14 protein-coding genes and 1 pseudogene are annotated in these 14,805 nt (G+C 58.7%); 12 read left to right on the top strand and 3 right to left on the bottom strand.

The genetic code is table 11. The annotated features are described in order from the left end of the window. Window positions 1-12 precede the first annotated feature (12 nt). The 5 genes and pseudogenes from AKL29_RS03645 to AKL29_RS40290 all read left to right on the top strand — a co-directional run bounded on the left by AKL29_RS03645 (window position 13) and on the right by AKL29_RS40290 (window position 3,673). Entirely contained in the window at window positions 13-282 is a 270-nt protein-coding gene (locus tag AKL29_RS03645) for a DUF6129 family protein (protein WP_050383169.1), read from the top strand. Window positions 283-326: 44 nt separating this feature from the next. Continuing rightward, window positions 327-1,481, top strand: a pseudogene (locus AKL29_RS03640) (DegT/DnrJ/EryC1/StrS family aminotransferase). A gap of 421 nt (window positions 1,482-1,902) precedes the next feature. Next, window positions 1,903-2,373: a Rieske (2Fe-2S) protein gene (locus AKL29_RS03630; protein WP_244481737.1), complete on the top strand. Its 471-nt coding sequence runs from the start codon at window positions 1,903-1,905 to the stop codon at window positions 2,371-2,373. A gap of 583 nt (window positions 2,374-2,956) precedes the next feature. After that, on the top strand, window positions 2,957-3,157 hold the full coding sequence (locus AKL29_RS41615; RefSeq protein WP_152977415.1) for a hypothetical protein: 201 nt from the start codon (window positions 2,957-2,959) through the stop codon (window positions 3,155-3,157). Window positions 3,158-3,325: 168 nt separating this feature from the next. Next, the gene (locus AKL29_RS40290) at window positions 3,326-3,673 is read left to right on the top strand and encodes a (2Fe-2S) ferredoxin domain-containing protein (RefSeq protein WP_080667215.1); all 348 of its coding nucleotides are present in this window, start codon (window positions 3,326-3,328) and stop codon (window positions 3,671-3,673) included. A 550-nt stretch (window positions 3,674-4,223) separates the two neighbouring features. On the opposite strand, the gene AKL29_RS03620 is transcribed toward AKL29_RS40290, so the two are convergent. Together AKL29_RS03620 and AKL29_RS03615 are read right to left on the bottom strand one after the other, a co-directional pair. Further along, complete coding sequence (locus AKL29_RS03620; protein WP_167350376.1) at window positions 4,224-4,955, bottom strand: OmpW/AlkL family protein; 732 nt, start codon at window positions 4,953-4,955, stop codon at window positions 4,224-4,226. A gap of 474 nt (window positions 4,956-5,429) precedes the next feature. Next, complete coding sequence (locus tag AKL29_RS03615; protein WP_050383125.1) at window positions 5,430-5,837, bottom strand: ArsC/Spx/MgsR family protein; 408 nt, start codon at window positions 5,835-5,837, stop codon at window positions 5,430-5,432. A gap of 641 nt (window positions 5,838-6,478) precedes the next feature. Here AKL29_RS03615 and nifH point away from each other — a divergent pair. The 7 genes from nifH (at window position 6,479) to AKL29_RS03580 (ending at window position 14,038) form a co-directional block, all read left to right on the top strand. Further along, window positions 6,479-7,363, top strand: coding sequence for a nitrogenase iron protein (gene nifH, locus AKL29_RS03610; protein ID WP_028336705.1), 885 nt, complete (start codon window positions 6,479-6,481; stop codon window positions 7,361-7,363). A gap of 144 nt (window positions 7,364-7,507) precedes the next feature. Beyond that, window positions 7,508-8,224, top strand: coding sequence for a nitrogen fixation protein NifQ (locus tag AKL29_RS03605; protein ID WP_167350375.1), 717 nt, complete (start codon window positions 7,508-7,510; stop codon window positions 8,222-8,224). A 368-nt stretch (window positions 8,225-8,592) separates the two neighbouring features. Next, complete coding sequence (gene nifV, locus AKL29_RS03600; protein ID WP_050383123.1) at window positions 8,593-9,774, top strand: homocitrate synthase; 1,182 nt, start codon at window positions 8,593-8,595, stop codon at window positions 9,772-9,774. Window positions 9,775-9,968: 194 nt separating this feature from the next. Beyond that, window positions 9,969-10,310: a nitrogenase stabilizing/protective protein NifW gene (gene nifW, locus AKL29_RS03595; RefSeq protein WP_050383122.1), complete on the top strand. Its 342-nt coding sequence runs from the start codon at window positions 9,969-9,971 to the stop codon at window positions 10,308-10,310. 960 nt (window positions 10,311-11,270) lie between these two features. Beyond that, window positions 11,271-12,380, top strand: a complete 1,110-nt coding sequence (locus tag AKL29_RS03590; protein WP_050383121.1) for an electron transfer flavoprotein subunit alpha/FixB family protein — start codon at window positions 11,271-11,273, stop codon at window positions 12,378-12,380. Between the two features lie 13 nt (window positions 12,381-12,393). After that, the gene (locus AKL29_RS03585; RefSeq protein WP_050383120.1) at window positions 12,394-13,701 is read left to right on the top strand and encodes an FAD-dependent oxidoreductase; all 1,308 of its coding nucleotides are present in this window, start codon (window positions 12,394-12,396) and stop codon (window positions 13,699-13,701) included. A gap of 40 nt (window positions 13,702-13,741) precedes the next feature. Then, window positions 13,742-14,038 carry a ferredoxin family protein gene (locus tag AKL29_RS03580; RefSeq protein WP_050383119.1) on the top strand — a complete coding sequence of 99 codons (297 nt, stop codon included), beginning with the start codon at window positions 13,742-13,744 and terminating at the stop codon, window positions 14,036-14,038. Window positions 14,039-14,252: 214 nt separating this feature from the next. Here AKL29_RS03580 and ahpD read toward each other — a convergent pair whose 3' ends face one another. Next, a complete protein-coding gene (ahpD, locus tag AKL29_RS03575; RefSeq protein ID WP_028336698.1) occupies window positions 14,253-14,801 on the bottom strand; it encodes an alkylhydroperoxidase, AhpD family in 549 nt (182 codons plus the stop codon). Window positions 14,802-14,805 lie beyond the last annotated feature (4 nt).

Below are 14,805 nucleotides of genomic sequence, written 5' to 3'. Positions count from 1 at the left end.
AGAGGAGCCATGATGGCGCTCACAGCGGAGGAACTGATCGAAATCGAACGGCTACTTGCGGCTGATGTCCCTGACGCAGGCCCGTTTATCGAGCTGCGGCGCCGCTTTCCGCAGCTTGCGTGCGTGCGCTGCGATGCGTCGGATGTGGCGGATCGGCCGTTCCGGCAGTTTCCTCACTTTGACTTGCATTTGCTCGATGGGTCGGATCACTGCGTGCAGATTACAGCGGATCCGGGGCGGGCAACCGGCGTCGTATTGGCAAAAAGGAATGTTGCCCGGTGAGTGGCATTGAATTCGCAGACCATCGGCTTGATGGCGCGGAGAGGATGGAGGCAAATACATCCTTCATTCCACTGTCTGATCCCGATATCAGCTTCGCCGAGCTCTCCGCCGTGGAAACGGTTCTGTGCTCACCGCAGATCTCCAATGGGTGGGGCACTGAGGCGTTCGAGCAGGCTTTTGCAGCCTATCTTGGCCGCAAATATGCCGTTGCGGTCTCGAGCGGCACCATCGGGCTCCTGCTGGCGCTCAAGGCGCTCGACATCGGGCCAGGGCAGGAGGTCATCGCCTCGCCCTATTCCTTTCGCGAGACGGTCCATGCGATCGGTCTTGCGGGCGCACGGGCGGTGTTTGCTGACATTGACTATTGGTCGGGAACCCTGGTCCCAGAGAAAGCCGAAGAGCGCATTACGGCCAACACGCGGGCGATTGTCGCCGGCAATCCCAATGGTCACCCCGCGCGGTGGTCTGAACTGCGGGCGATCGCGCAGCGCCATCATCTGGCGCTTTTGGAGGATTCCACCGAAGCAATCGGATCGCGCTACAAGGGCGAGCTCGTCGGCCGGTTTGGCGATCTGGCGGTGTTCGACTTTGCCCAGCCCTCGGCTCTAAGCTGTGGCGAAGGCGCAATGATGGTAACGGACGATATCGAGATCGCGGTTGGCTTGCGTCGCTATCGCGCCCACTGCCTGGACGAGCGTTCCTCAGTGATCGTCGGTGCCACAGCACCATACTAGGCCGGCATGAGTGATCTCACGGCCGCCTTGGGGCTGGCGCAGCTCAAGCGTCTCGATGAAATCCTGGAGCGTCGTCGGCTGGTAGATCAGCTCTACAACGCGCATATGCAATCATTTGAGGGCATCAAGCCGCCTTATGTTGGTCCCCATGTGACCGAGGTGAACTGGTTGCTCTATCTCGTCCATCTCGGGACACGCTTCACTCGATCCAGCCGCGATGCCATCGTCGATGATCTGCGCGCCGCTCGAATTGAATCCGCCGCCTATAGCCATCCGCTGCACTTGCAACGCCACTATTTTGAGCTCGGCTATCGACGTGGCGATTTCCTGGTTGCGGAAAAGATCGCCGATCGCGCTCTGGTCCTTCCGTTTCACACCCATCTCACGAATAACAAGATCGAGTTTATTGTCGAGACCATGAAAGATGCGTCGGTCAACGTGGGCGCAGGGGCAGCGATCTACTGAGCGTGCGTCATCCACCACATGGAAGGAGGACGATTGAACGGCGATGATGCGACTTTTGTGACATTGCGCGAGATGAGCAAGGCGAGCGAGGACCGGCCCGCGCGCGAAGAAGACCTGCTTGCAGGTAGCGAGGCGCGGTCTCCAAGCCGCGGTCGAGGCGCGCCAAGCTCGGGTCTTTAAAGTCGGCCAAATACGGGATTGCTATGAACTCGCAACAAGTCATCATTCACGTCCGCTTCGCTCCGAACGGGAGGGTGATCCAAATCAGCGAGCGCCCAGCGAAGCTCACGCCGACCCAATGGTTTGATGTTCTCAGCACCCGCGCTGGATCGACCTATCGGCCGCTTGCACGTGGCCGCGGCGCTTTTCGCCTGGCCCGGGCAGCGGTCGAAGCCTTCAAACAGGAAACTGTGAGGCCCGGATGAGCAAAGGGATGATCGGCCCGATCGGTGATCAGATCGAGGTGTTCGCCGTGTGTCCGGCCGACGCCATCGAGCGGAGTAACGCCAGGGGCTTTAGCTTGTCGCGGATCGACGACAGCGGCGAGAGCCGGCCTTTTCCAATTGTCGTGGTTCGCACTTTCGGCGACGACTATCTAGGGTACGTCAATCGTTGTCCTCATGACAGCGTATGGCTCAACATCGGCTCCGGCGAGTTTTTCTCCTCCGATCGCTCCTTTCTTAGATGCGGACGGCACGGTGCGAGATTTGAGATCGACACTGGGTTGTGCATCGATGGTCCGTGCAATGGACAAGCGCTTGAGCCGGTTGCGCTCGCCGTTATCGAAGGTGACGTCTGCCTTTGTGGCGTCAAGCTGCTGGAGGACGATCGGTTTTCCAATGCGTTTGAGGACAGCGACGAAACCATGGATATAACGATCCATCCCGATTAACAGGCGTATCACTTGGCCGTTGCTCAAGTTGCTGCCCCGGCGCGTTGCCACCGAATAATGTCATCGTACTTGTGAGTGCTGGCGCGGCCGCGCGTCAATGCCTTTGAACTTGAGGGGCAAACAGGCGGCCCGTCGTATCCCGGGCATGCAACCGCGATCTTGGGCGGTACCAACGAGGTGATTCGGCGCTAGCTCACCAAATCAAGCCAGCAGGCCATTGCCCCCGCTGAATACAATATCTTCGCGAAGGAGGAAATGCCCTCGGCAGTTACAAGTTCGCCGAGGGCATCGTCTGGGCTGGGTGAAATGGGGGGACCCAGACTGACAGGACCGTTTGGTCTGGAGGAATGACGATCCTGTGTCGCGATCCTTGGACGGTCGCCGAAGCGGGCGTAGCAATTGCAATTCCACGCTTCCGTTCATGCGATGCCCTTAGCGAGTGCCGCCACGATGGACAGCCGACGGCGGCGGCCAAGGTCGAACGCATGAGCGGGCACGTGCGGGTGGCCCGGCGATTTTGCGTGCGAACTCGAAATGCAAAAGGCGGAAGCGGCAGAGTGTCAAGCGCGATGCGACACTTGTCATGCACGAAACAGTGGAGCGCGACATTGTCGCAACCTTGGCATACGCGCCGGCGTGGAGAATGAGAGCGATTGCAGAAATGAGTGCCACGCATCTGGTGCGGAACTTGCTTGAAGAGGTTGGTGGTTGCGTAAGTGATACGGAGGAAGAGTATCGCGAGGGTGAAACAGATGCCGAGAATCTGTCGCTGATTCAGCGATAATCATCATTATGTCGCCCGCTCATTTCGCCTGCTTTCGCAAGCTCGAGTGGGAATTAGTAGCATCAATTGGTCGATGCGGCGTTCGACTGAAGAGTAGATTGTTTGAGCGGATACGCTCGGATATTGTCTCTTTCAGATGACGAAGCCCGTTGATTGCAGGATAGGCGCATGAACGCAGAAACTGAATTCGAGCTTCCTCAACTTTATAGACATCACGTCTTTGCCTGCCACACGCAGCGTCCGCCGAATCATCCGCATGGCAGCTGCGGCGCTTCTGGGGCGCAGGCCCTCTGGGATCGGTTGGGTAAGGCAATTGAAGCCCAAGGCCTCACCGATGTCGGTTTCACGGTGGCGGGCTGCCTTGGCTTTTGTAACTCCGGTCCCTTGATGGTTGTCTATCCTGACGGAGTCTGGTATCGCGCCACCACTCCTGAAGACGTTGATGAAATCGTAGAATCCCATCTCAAGCAGGGCAAACGTGTCGACCGCCTTGTGATGGTGCTGAGGCGAAGCTAAAGGCCTCGCTTTAGCGCCGCTCGTCCCGGGGTATCAAACGTGGCTGGCCTATCCGGCCAATAGCTGGCATCTCGGAACAGTTGACGATGACCGGTGCCCTAATGCTTCCAGTACGTGCGCAGCGGCGGACGACTGACCCGTCGCTATGGCCCTGTCCGCAACATTCGATTGGAGGGAGGCTCGATTGAGTCTTGCTCATGATCGCAGTCGAAGAGCCATGAACTCAAGTTCTCGCAAGGCGGTCATTTTCACACGGTAGCGTGCCGGCTTGAATTCTAGGCTCTGATAAGCGAGCAGCCGCTTCTGCTATCGCCGATAAACACGAGCAGGATCATTTGAATCGCTATTGGTTCGATCTGTTTGTGTTCCACAGCTTACCGCCACGTTCGTAGTCCGCAGCGAGTGCAATGCTGCGAATGGCTCCCGGCCTTCGGCGAGACGACGTATCTTTTATACATCATCTCGCTCACCTTTGGACTGCACTACAGCGGGGGGAGACGCACCCGACGATTCGGCGCGTCCGAAAGTTCACTGAAGCGTGTGTCTAGCTTCAGAACTTGTAAGTGACGCCGCCGCTGACGAGCCATGGGTCGATATTGGCGCGGCCGGTGACGGCGATCGCATTGTTTACGGTCGCCGTATAATCCGGCCGCAACCACAACTTCTTCACGTCGAAGTTGAGGCCCCAATGGCGGTCAAGCATGTAATCGAAGCCGAATTGGACCGCAGCGCCGAACTGGTTGCCGATGTGCAAATCCGTCACCGCAAGGCCGGCGAGCGACGTATTGGCTGCCGATTGCTTGAAGAATACGGTGTAGTTGATGCCCGCGCCGATGTAGGGCTTGAACGGGCCGAAATCGGTGAAGTGATATTGCAGTGTCAGTGTTGGCGGCAACAGCCAAGCTTTGCCGATATCCAGGCCATTTAGCGTGCCGGTGCCGCTGATGTGATGGCGGGTCACGCCGAGAATGAGTTCGGCGGCAACGTTGTTTGTGAAAAAATAGGTGATATCGAGCTCCGGTACCGCTTGGTCGCTGATCGATAGGCCGGAAGCGGGCGAGGACAGCAGCGGCGCCCCGGCGACATTGACGGAGCTGCCTGCGGTATCCGGCAAAACGCCCAGCACGCGCAGGCGGATCATCCACGGATTGAAGGGTTCGATTTGAGGTGCTTTGTAGTAGATCGGGGCCCGCGCCAGGTCCGCGGCCTGTACCGAGATGCTGGCCAACGGACACGTGAGCGCAAGGAGCGATGCCGTCGTCAGAATTGTTTTTGTCCTCATCGAATTCTCCATTCCAAAGTTCGCGCGCAAAGTCGCGCGAGATCTCTGTCACACATGGAGGACGACGAAAGATTTGATGCTGATCAAATGGCGAGACGGCGTAGCGCAATTATGCAGCCACGTTGCATAAGGATCACGAAGCGTCGCTGTTCCGTGCGGATCGTTATTCAGTTCAATGTTCTGTCTGAGCCGAATCTATTCAATAAGCCCGTATCTCGGCTTGAAGCTCCGACCAAACGCAGGCTGCAGGAATCATGCGCAATAAACGCGGTCGAACTGGGCGGTGTCATATATCGCTGGCGACGGAAAGGTCATATTCAAACCGAGCAAATCTGAGCGCCGCTGGTTACGAAGAGCCACGTACGTCGGCGTTCTCAGCGAACTGCCGTCGGTCATATTGAAAAAGCCGGAAGTGGGAGGGACGTTGTTCCATTGGTTGGCGGCATGGTATTATGATCGATCGCATCCTCACATTTACGGACAGTGCGTGCTCTTTTGTTCCTGGTAGCATCCCTCAAGGCCATCTGGCGTGTCCCGGCCAAGCAGCGACAGCACAGATTCATGATCACATCCGGCGCATCGAGAGCCATCGACGTTGATTAGCGGGCGCCTGATCAGGAGTGGATCTGCAAGCATCAACGCGAGTGCACTCGCTGCGTCGACCGCGTCAGGATTGACTTCGCCCGACTTGATACGAGGTGCGGCTCGGTTGAACCAGGATGCGATCGGCATATTGTTGAAGAAGCGTCGCAATTGCTCCGCAGCCCACGGCTCCTTCAATATGTCCTTGGCTATCACATCATGGCCAGCGGCCTTCAGCGCCAGCATCTGACGCGCATTGCTTACGCAGCCGGGCTTCTGATAAAAGAGGATTGTCGCCATGGTATACCTATGTCGGTAAGCTGAGCTGAACGATCGGCGCAGAGCTGGACCTCATTTAGCTTCGACCTGCAGGGCCCTTGTAAAGCAGCTTCTTGCTGCCATTAAGCTATGCGCGCCGATCTGATGAGATGGATCAATCGGGAGGTCAGCCGCACAATTGATCTCGTCATCCTCGACCACGAACCCCATCGCCGGCCACTTGCCTTAGAGGTTGTGACCTCGATCTGCATATTGCTCTCCGCAAATTGCCGCCACCTTCTTGCAAGAAGAGGAGCAAGTCCCGTTCCAGTTGAGGAAATCGGACCAGATCATGCCAAACCGGCGTTTTCCGGTTGATGGGTGTGGCCGTTGTTCGTTTTCTGACAGCCGCGCAGATCCTGTCCGGTGCAAATCTCCCTGGGGTCGCTCAGCGTTTCGTTGGCTTTCTAGAGCGTAATCAGAAGCTTAATAAGCGCGGACAGTGTTGGCATGGCGATTGCTGTTGAGCTGCAGCAACACTGAGTGAGGGCTGGGTGCACGCCGACGCGTAAGACGAGCGATGCGCTCCTTCCCTTGAACCCGTGTGCCCCGTTTCTGAGAGAGAAACAAGCTCGCGTGTCGGAAGCACGCAACTTTTGGCAAATCGGTTGATGGAGAACAACATGTCTTCACTGAGACAAATCGCGTTCTACGGAAAGGGCGGCATCGGCAAGTCGACCACTTCCCAGAATACGTTGGCGGCACTGGCCGAGATGGGCCAGAAAATCCTGATCGTGGGATGCGATCCTAAGGCGGACTCGACCCGCCTCATCCTGCACGCCAAGGCGCAGGACACGATTTTGAGCCTTGCAGCGAGCGCTGGCAGCGTGGAAGACCTCGAACTCGAGGACGTGATGAAGGTCGGCTACAAGGACATCCGCTGCGTGGAGTCCGGTGGTCCTGAGCCGGGTGTCGGCTGCGCCGGCCGCGGCGTCATCACCTCGATCAATTTCCTGGAGGAGAACGGCGCCTATGAGAACATTGACTATGTCTCATACGACGTGCTCGGCGACGTCGTTTGTGGTGGCTTTGCGATGCCGATCCGCGAAAACAAAGCGCAGGAGATCTATATCGTGATGTCTGGAGAAATGATGGCAATGTATGCCGCGAACAATATCTCCAAAGGCATCCTGAAATACGCAAACTCTGGCGGCGTGCGGCTGGGCGGCCTGATCTGCAACGAGCGGCAGACCGATAAGGAGCTCGAACTGGCGGAGGCGCTGGCCAAGAAGTTAGGCACTCAGCTGATCTACTTCGTGCCGCGCGACAATGTGGTGCAGCATGCCGAGCTACGGCGCATGACGGTGCTGGAGTATGCGCCCGATTCGCAGCAGGCCGATCATTATCGCAATCTGGCGACCAAGGTTCACAACAATGGCGGCAAAGGCATCATTCCGACCCCGATCTCCATGGACGAGCTCGAGGACATGCTGATGGAGCATGGCATAATGAAGCCCGTCGACGAATCCATCGTCGGCAAGACCGCCGCCGAACTCGCGGCCTCGTAAAGGTCGCGGGTCGCGGCCTTGTGAAGGCGCGCGACGGATGCCGGTCTCCCTCACCCCCCATCCGGGGAGACCGGCGTTCTGACGATTATCTGACAGCCAGAGTGGAGCGGGGCAAACGTGACAGCTGCGGGAACCCAAGACATCATGCCAGAAGCGCACTTCCTTCCGCTTATGGCTTCTTGCGCCGTCGACGCGAGCAGCAAGGTGCAAAGAGGAATTGCGACCTACCGAGCGCTCACTGGCGTGTCTCCTGAAGATGCCGACATTGCGACCGACAGCAGTTTCGATTGCCATATCCTGGCGTCAATCCTGGCGGCCGCCTCGATGGATGGTGGCCCGCTTCCCGAGAAGGCCGGCCTGTCCGGCCACCAGCTGGCGACCCTGCTGGCGCAGCAATTTCCATCGGTTGAGGTCAATATCTCGGAGCAGCTCCTGGCGTTTAAGTGCGATGAGAATGACGAGATAGCGATGGTGCGCGATCTCTTGCTCAAGCAACGCTCGACGGAAGGGCATATCGGCGGCTGGCTGGCCGCGATGATCGCGCGCCGCGCCATAGAGCCAGATCACCTGTGGGAAGATCTCGGATTACGCAATCGTGGCGAACTCTCTCGGCTGCTAAGCCGCCACTTCTCGCCGCTCGCCGCGCGCAATATCAACAATATGCGCTGGAAGCGCTTCTTCTACCGCTCGCTGTGCGAGGACGAAGGTCTCGCCATGTGCACAACGCCCGTGTGCACGCAATGTGACGACTTCAATCTCTGTTTCGGCGAAGAGGGCGGCGAGAGCCGGATGGCCGAGCGCCGCCGCGACCTTCTGTCGCAGGCGGCTCGCCCGGACGTCAGCGGCGACTGGCCCATTTGAGTTGTCACAAGGATCGTCGATCTCACAGTCATCTGAGAACGCCTCACGGGCTTTGGCGACCTCCGCAGGAGTCGAAGGGCGCGGCTCACGCCGTTTCGATGCGACGATGAGTCCAAGGTGGCAAGCCGCAAGGGCTCCGCGACCATTCCTGCATCCCGGCGTGCCACAACCGGGTTAGCTTTCGAGCCAGCGTGGCAAGAGGCAAGGTGAGGCGTCCGCTTCCTAAATCTGTCGCGTTTGCGACAAATCATTTGAAGGAAGCTAGCCGAGGAAGACTGCGTTTTTCAATGGGTTGCCAGGGATGGCGGGCTGGCACGCGGGTTGCTGAAGCGTAGGTGGATCAAAGAACAATAAGGAGCCCTTTCGTGATGGCCGCCACCACCAAACAGTCTTGGCCCGAGCAGGCGCGCGCCAAGCCGACTGTGCTCAACGATACGACGTTACGTGACGGCGAGCAGGCGCCCGGCGTTGCGTTCACCACAGAAGAAAAGCTGGCGATCGCGCAGGCGTTGGCCCGGGCCGGCGTGACGGAGATCGAGGCGGGAACGCCCGCGATGGGCAAGGAGGAGATCGCCGCCATCCGCGCTGTCGTCGAAGCAGAGCTTCCACTGACCACCATAGGCTGGTGCCGGATGCGGGAAGCAGACATCGACGCGGCGATCGAAGCGAAGGTGTCCATGGTCAATATGTCGATCCCGAGTTCCGATGTACAGATCGCGGCCAAGCTTGGCGGTCGTCGCGATCTGGCGCTGGAACAAGTGAAGCGAGTGGTAGATTATGCGCGTGAGCGGGGACTTGAGGTCGCCGTCGGCGGCGAGGACTCCTCCCGCGCCGATATCGATTTTCTCATTAGACTGATAGCTGCGGCAAGAGCGGCGGGAGCGCGTCGATTTCGTATTGCCGATACGCTTAGTGTACTCGACCCGGACACAACCTTTGCGCTGGTCGGAAGTTTGCGTGCGACCACGGATCTCGAACTCGAGTTTCATGGTCACGACGATCTCGGCCTCGCAACCGCCAATACGCTCTCTGCCATCAAGGCTGGCGCGAGCCACGCGTCGGTAACCGTTATCGGCCTCGGCGAACGGGCCGGAAATGCACCGCTCGAAGAAGTCGCAGTCGCGCTCAAGCAGCTCTATGGCTGCGAGACCGGCATCATATTGCCGGAACTCGAGAACGTCGCCGTGGTGGTTGCAGCCGCAGCCGCACGTGCGATTCCTCTGAACAAGGCCATCGTCGGAGAGCATGTGTTTACGCACGAATCGGGCATTCATGTGGATGGCCTGTTAAAGGATCAACGCACCTACCAGTCGCTTGATCCGGCTCTGCTTGGGCGCTGCAACCGTTTTGTGATCGGCAAGCATTCTGGGCTCTCGGCGATCACTGCGTTACTCACTGAATTACAGCTCGTCGCCAGCGCCGATCAGGCTAGACAGATCCTGTCGCAAGTCCGCAGGCATGCCATCGAGCACAAGCTACCAGTCGAGCGCGAAGCAGTCGCGGCGATCTGGCGCGAAGTGTGCGGAAGCTTGGCGCCCCGCCCCGCGTGAAGAGGCCTGCCCAGCAACGTTTGCGCAGACCATTCTAAAGCCAGGCGCCGCGAGGACAGGACTGTTAGCTGATCGGCAGCAACGACGACGGCCTGCCTCCGTTTGGTTGTACGAGGTCGGGGCTGCAGCAGGATCACCGGGCACTGCCGCGTTTTCGCCGAATGTCCACAAGCAAGTTCAAAAGGAGATTTTGGATGAGTAACTCGCACCCAGCAGCCGGTATCCTGGACCGGCTCAGCAAGGCCTCGTCAGCGGAAGAATTTTTTTTGCTGCTAGACGTCGAGTACGATCCCAGGATCGTCAATGTCGCGCGCCTTCACATCCTAAAGCGCATGGGACAATATTTTGCCAAGGAGCAATTCGCTGGTGCCGCGGAGCCGGACATCAGAGCTCGTTGCAAAGCGATGCTGGAGCAGGCCTATGCCGACTTCGTGGCATCGTCGCCAATCGACGAGCGAGTATTTAAGGCTTTGAAGGATGCGGCCACGGAGCATGACAAGCCGAAGGCCTTTGTCCCATTGAGCGAGCTGAAGTGATCTTGCGCTTCACCGCAGCGAGGTTTGTCCCGAATGGCGTCGTGGCAGCCCCTCGTGCAGTCTTTCTCTTCATCCAGATCAACTGCCTACAATTATGGTTCGAGCGCGCTGTCGTATTCCCGACCCATGTTCGGACTGGCCATGCCCTGGGTGTTAGCAGCCATTCTAGGTGTCTCCCAACTCGTTGCTTCCGCCCGCCTTTTCTTGGTTCTTGCAACTGGTACGACACTTGCTGTTGTGGTGCCGATCCTGTCATCGATGTCGACAAATGGTAGCCGTCCAAGATGAGACTTGAAGGAAAAGCTTTCACGTTAATTCTACTGCCTGCCGAGAGCTGCGGCATCATCTCGTGGCTCATGCTCACGCAGTGCCATCCGAATGCGATTGAAGCCGGTATCGAGCGCAAAATGGTGGTCAATGGGTAAGTCGTCCGTCCACGCTGCAGCCAGGGAAGGTATGCATCGCTTCAAGTTGGTGCCCGATTTTGCGCACATCTACCCCGCGGCCGATAGCAATATTGGCCTGGAGAAGGGGCGCATGTTGGCCCACGGGCGCTGGAGGCTAAACACGGATCGCATGACAATGTGGTGGCAAAATAACCCTGCTTGTCACAGCCAATGTGGACCGCTAGGTCGAAAGCGAAGTGTAGCTATTGCGCAGCAAGCGGAGCCGCGTACTCGAGCATGGAGAGGGTCGGACAGAGCGATCGACGCGGCCTCGCCGCCTCGCTGGCGCTGGTCGAATAGAGTGCGCAGGAAACCTGTGTCGTGGCGCTCTCGGAATCTGACACGCCAGGTACGCTCACCCCAGGCGACGTCTCTCGTTGCGCGATTGGGCCGCACCGAGCAGACAGGACCACCGAGCAGCCGGCCACCTGCTGATCAAAGGTGATCCTAGCCAACCGAAGTGGAAAGCGATCCTGTGGCGCGGGCGCCCGTATTATTGAGGGGAATTTAAAGCATGAGCAATGTCACCAAAGCGGCCGCGCCGACGGCGGCCGGCCGCGCGGCGGCCAAAAAAGAGCTGCCGGAGCACTTTAAGGCATACAAGCATGTCTGGGTGTTCGTCGAGCAGGAGCGAGGCCAGGTGCATCCGGTTTCCTGGGAGCTCATGGGTGCGGGGCGCAGGCTTGCTGACAGGCTGAGGGTGAATCTCGCCGCGGTCGTTATCGGTCCGGAAGGGCAGCCGACGCGCAACGCCGCGCTGGAGTCATTTTGCTATGGAGCCGATCTGGCCTATCTCGTGAGCGATAATGTTCTGTCGAATTACCGCAACGAATCCTATACGAAAGCGCTAACCGAACTCGTCAACACCTACAAGCCTGAAATTCTGCTGTTGGGCGCGACGACACTCGGTCGCGATCTTGCAGGTTCGGTGGCGACCACCTTGTCGACAGGGCTCACCGCCGACTGCACCGCCCTCGACGTCGACGCCGATGGTTCGCTTGCGGCGACGCGTCCGACCTTTGGCGGCTCGCTGCTGTGCACGATCTATACCTTGAACTATCGTCCGCAGATGGCAACCGTCCGCCCGCGCGTCATGCCGATGCCCGAGCGCATCGTACGCGATGCCGCTCGCATTATTATCCATCCGCTGGGCCTCGTTGAAGACGATATCGTCACGAAAGTGCTGACATTCATTCCCGACCGAGATTCCGAAACGTCCAATCTAGCCTATGCCGATGTCGTTGTAGCCGGCGGCTTGGGACTGGGATCGCCCGAGAATTTTCGGCTGGTGCGCGAACTGGCGGCTCTGCTTGGCGCCGAGTTTGGCTGCTCGCGTCCTCTGGTGCAAAAGGGGTGGGTGACGTCTGATCGGCAGATCGGCCAGACGGGCAAGACCATTCGGCCAAAGCTCTATATTGCGGCCGGCATTTCCGGCGCGATCCAGCACAGGGTCGGCGTGGAGGGCGCGGACCTGATCGTCGCCATCAATACCGACAAGAATGCGCCGATCCTCGACTTCGCCCACGTCGCGATCGTCAGTGACGCCATGCAGTTGCTCCCGTCGCTGACGGCAGCATTTCGCGCCAGGCTTTTGCCGAATTCGCGAGCCCGCATCGCGGTCTAGAGGAGATGATGTGATGATTGAAGAGAGGTTCGACGCGATCGTTGTTGGAGCCGGTATGGCCGGCAACGCGGCGGCGTTGACGATGGCAAAGCGCGGCCTGAAGGTGCTACAGCTCGAGCGGGGTGAATATCCCGGATCGAAGAATGTGCAGGGCGCAATTTTCTATGCCGACATGATGGAAAAGCTGATCCCCGAGTTTCGCGAGGAGGCTCCGCTGGAACGCCATCTGGTCGAACAGCGTTTCTGGATGATGGACGATCGCTCCCATGTCGGGATGCACTACCGCTCGGATGACTTCAACGAGGAGCGGCCCAACCGATACACGATCATACGCGCGCAGTTTGACAAATGGTTCTCCTCAAAGGTGCGGGAGGCGGGCGCGACCGTGCTGTGCGAGACCACAGTCACCGAACTCGTACGGGACGACCATGAGAGAATCGTCGGAGTTCGTACAGATCGCCGCGACGGCGAAATACACGCCGACGTCGTCGTGCTGGCCGAGGGTGTCAATGGCCTGCTCGGCACGCGAGCGGGTCTGCGCTCACGGCCAACGCCGGATAAGGTTGCGCTCGCGGTCAAGGAAATGCACTTTCTGCCTCGCGAGACTATCGAGGCGCGGTTCAATCTCAAGGGCGACGAAGGCGTCGTGATCGAGGCGGCCGGTACCATATCCCGCGGCATGACCGGAATGGGTTTCATTTATGCCAACAAGGAGTGCATTTCGCTCGGCATCGGCTGTCTCGTCGCCGATTTCCAGCGCACCGGCCAGACGCCCTACGGCATGCTCGACCATTTCAAGCAACATCCGTCCGTGGCGCCGCTGATCGCAGGTTCCGAAGTCAAGGAATATGCGGCGCATCTCATTCCCGAAGGCGGTTACAAAGCAATCCCGCAGCTCTACGGTGAGGGTTGGGTGGTGGTGGGGGACGCGGCACAGCTCAACAATGCCATTCATCGCGAAGGCTCCAATCTTGCGATGACCTCAGGCCGCATCGCGGCCGAAGCGATCGCCCAGGTGAAATCGCGCCGCGAGCCGATGTCCACGAAAAATCTGTCGCTCTACAAGAAGATGCTGGACGAGTCCTTCGTCATCAAAGACCTCAAGAAGTACAAAGACATGCCGACGCTGATGCACACTCATTCGCAAAACTTCTTTCTTACCTATCCGCAGCTCATCTCCAAGGCGCTGCAGAACTTTGTACGCGTCGATGGTACGCCGAAAGTTGAGAAGGAGAAGGCGACCCTGAAATCCTTCGTCAAGGCGCGTTCATGGACAGGTCTGTTCGGAGATGCGTGTCGTTTTGCTCGAGCCTGGCGCTGAGCGACAACGGTGTGAAGTCCTGCAATTGGAAGGTCAAAACATGAATGTCGAGCCCTCAGTGCGCGTCGAAGACAAGCTGTACTACAACCGCTATCTTGTCGATGTCGGTCACCCTCACGTCACCGTGCGCGAACACACGACGCCGTCGCCGCAGCTACTTGCGCTTTTGAAAGTCTGCCCTGCGCGATGCTACGAACTCAACGACAATGGCCAAGTTGAGATAACCGTCGACGGCTGCATCGAGTGCGGCACCTGTCGCGTGATCGCTGAACCTACCGGCGACATCAAATGGAGCCATCCGCGCGGCGGGTACGGCGTGCTGTTCAAGTTTGGGTGAGAGTGCAACGAAGGGCCCGCGGTGTGATCGCCATAAAGCAGGGCACTTTGTGGCGCATTCCTGCTCGTCCGCACGGAGGGTGAAGTTCGAACGAGCGCGCACCCGAGGGGACGCGCGGTAAGACAGCTTGAGAATACTACACGCGCTTAGGATTGGCGAAGGAATGGTCGTAGCGCCGTTGAGTGGCGCCACAACCGATGACGCGCAAAGGAAATCAACCCTTCGCCTTCGAGGGGGCGAGCCCGGCGGCCTCGATCGCAACCGCCACTGATTGCACAATCGCAGCAAAGCGCACGGCAGTCTGGATCACTCCGGAACTGACGCCCTCAGCCCGCAGCGTCTTCTCGTGAGCGTCGACACAGGCACCGCAGCCGTTTATGGCCGAGACCGCCAAAGACCACAGCTCGAAATCGGACTTGTCAACACCAGGATTGCCGATCACGTTCATGCGCAGTCGTGGCGGCATGCTCTTGTATTCCGGGTTGGATACGAGGTGAACGAATCGGTAGTAGACGTTGTTCATCGCCATCACAGAGGCTGCGGATTTCGCTGCGGCAATCGCGGCAGGTGCCATCACGGCAGCGGCTGCCGCTTCGATCGCGGCAATCAGGGCTGCATTGCGAGTGGCAATCGCAGTCGCCAGCAGCAGGCCGTATTGTCGCTGCGGCGACAGCGTATCATCGCCCAGCAAGGACGCCAGGTTAAGCCTGACGTCCTTGGCGAAATCGGGGATCGTCTCATTCAACTGCTCAATTGACGACATGCTG

The organism is Bradyrhizobium pachyrhizi (assembly GCF_001189245.1).
Lineage (GTDB): Bacteria > Pseudomonadota > Alphaproteobacteria > Rhizobiales > Xanthobacteraceae > Bradyrhizobium > Bradyrhizobium pachyrhizi.
The sequence above is the reverse complement of the archived record's forward strand: the minus strand, read 5'-3'. Positions and strand labels throughout refer to the sequence as shown.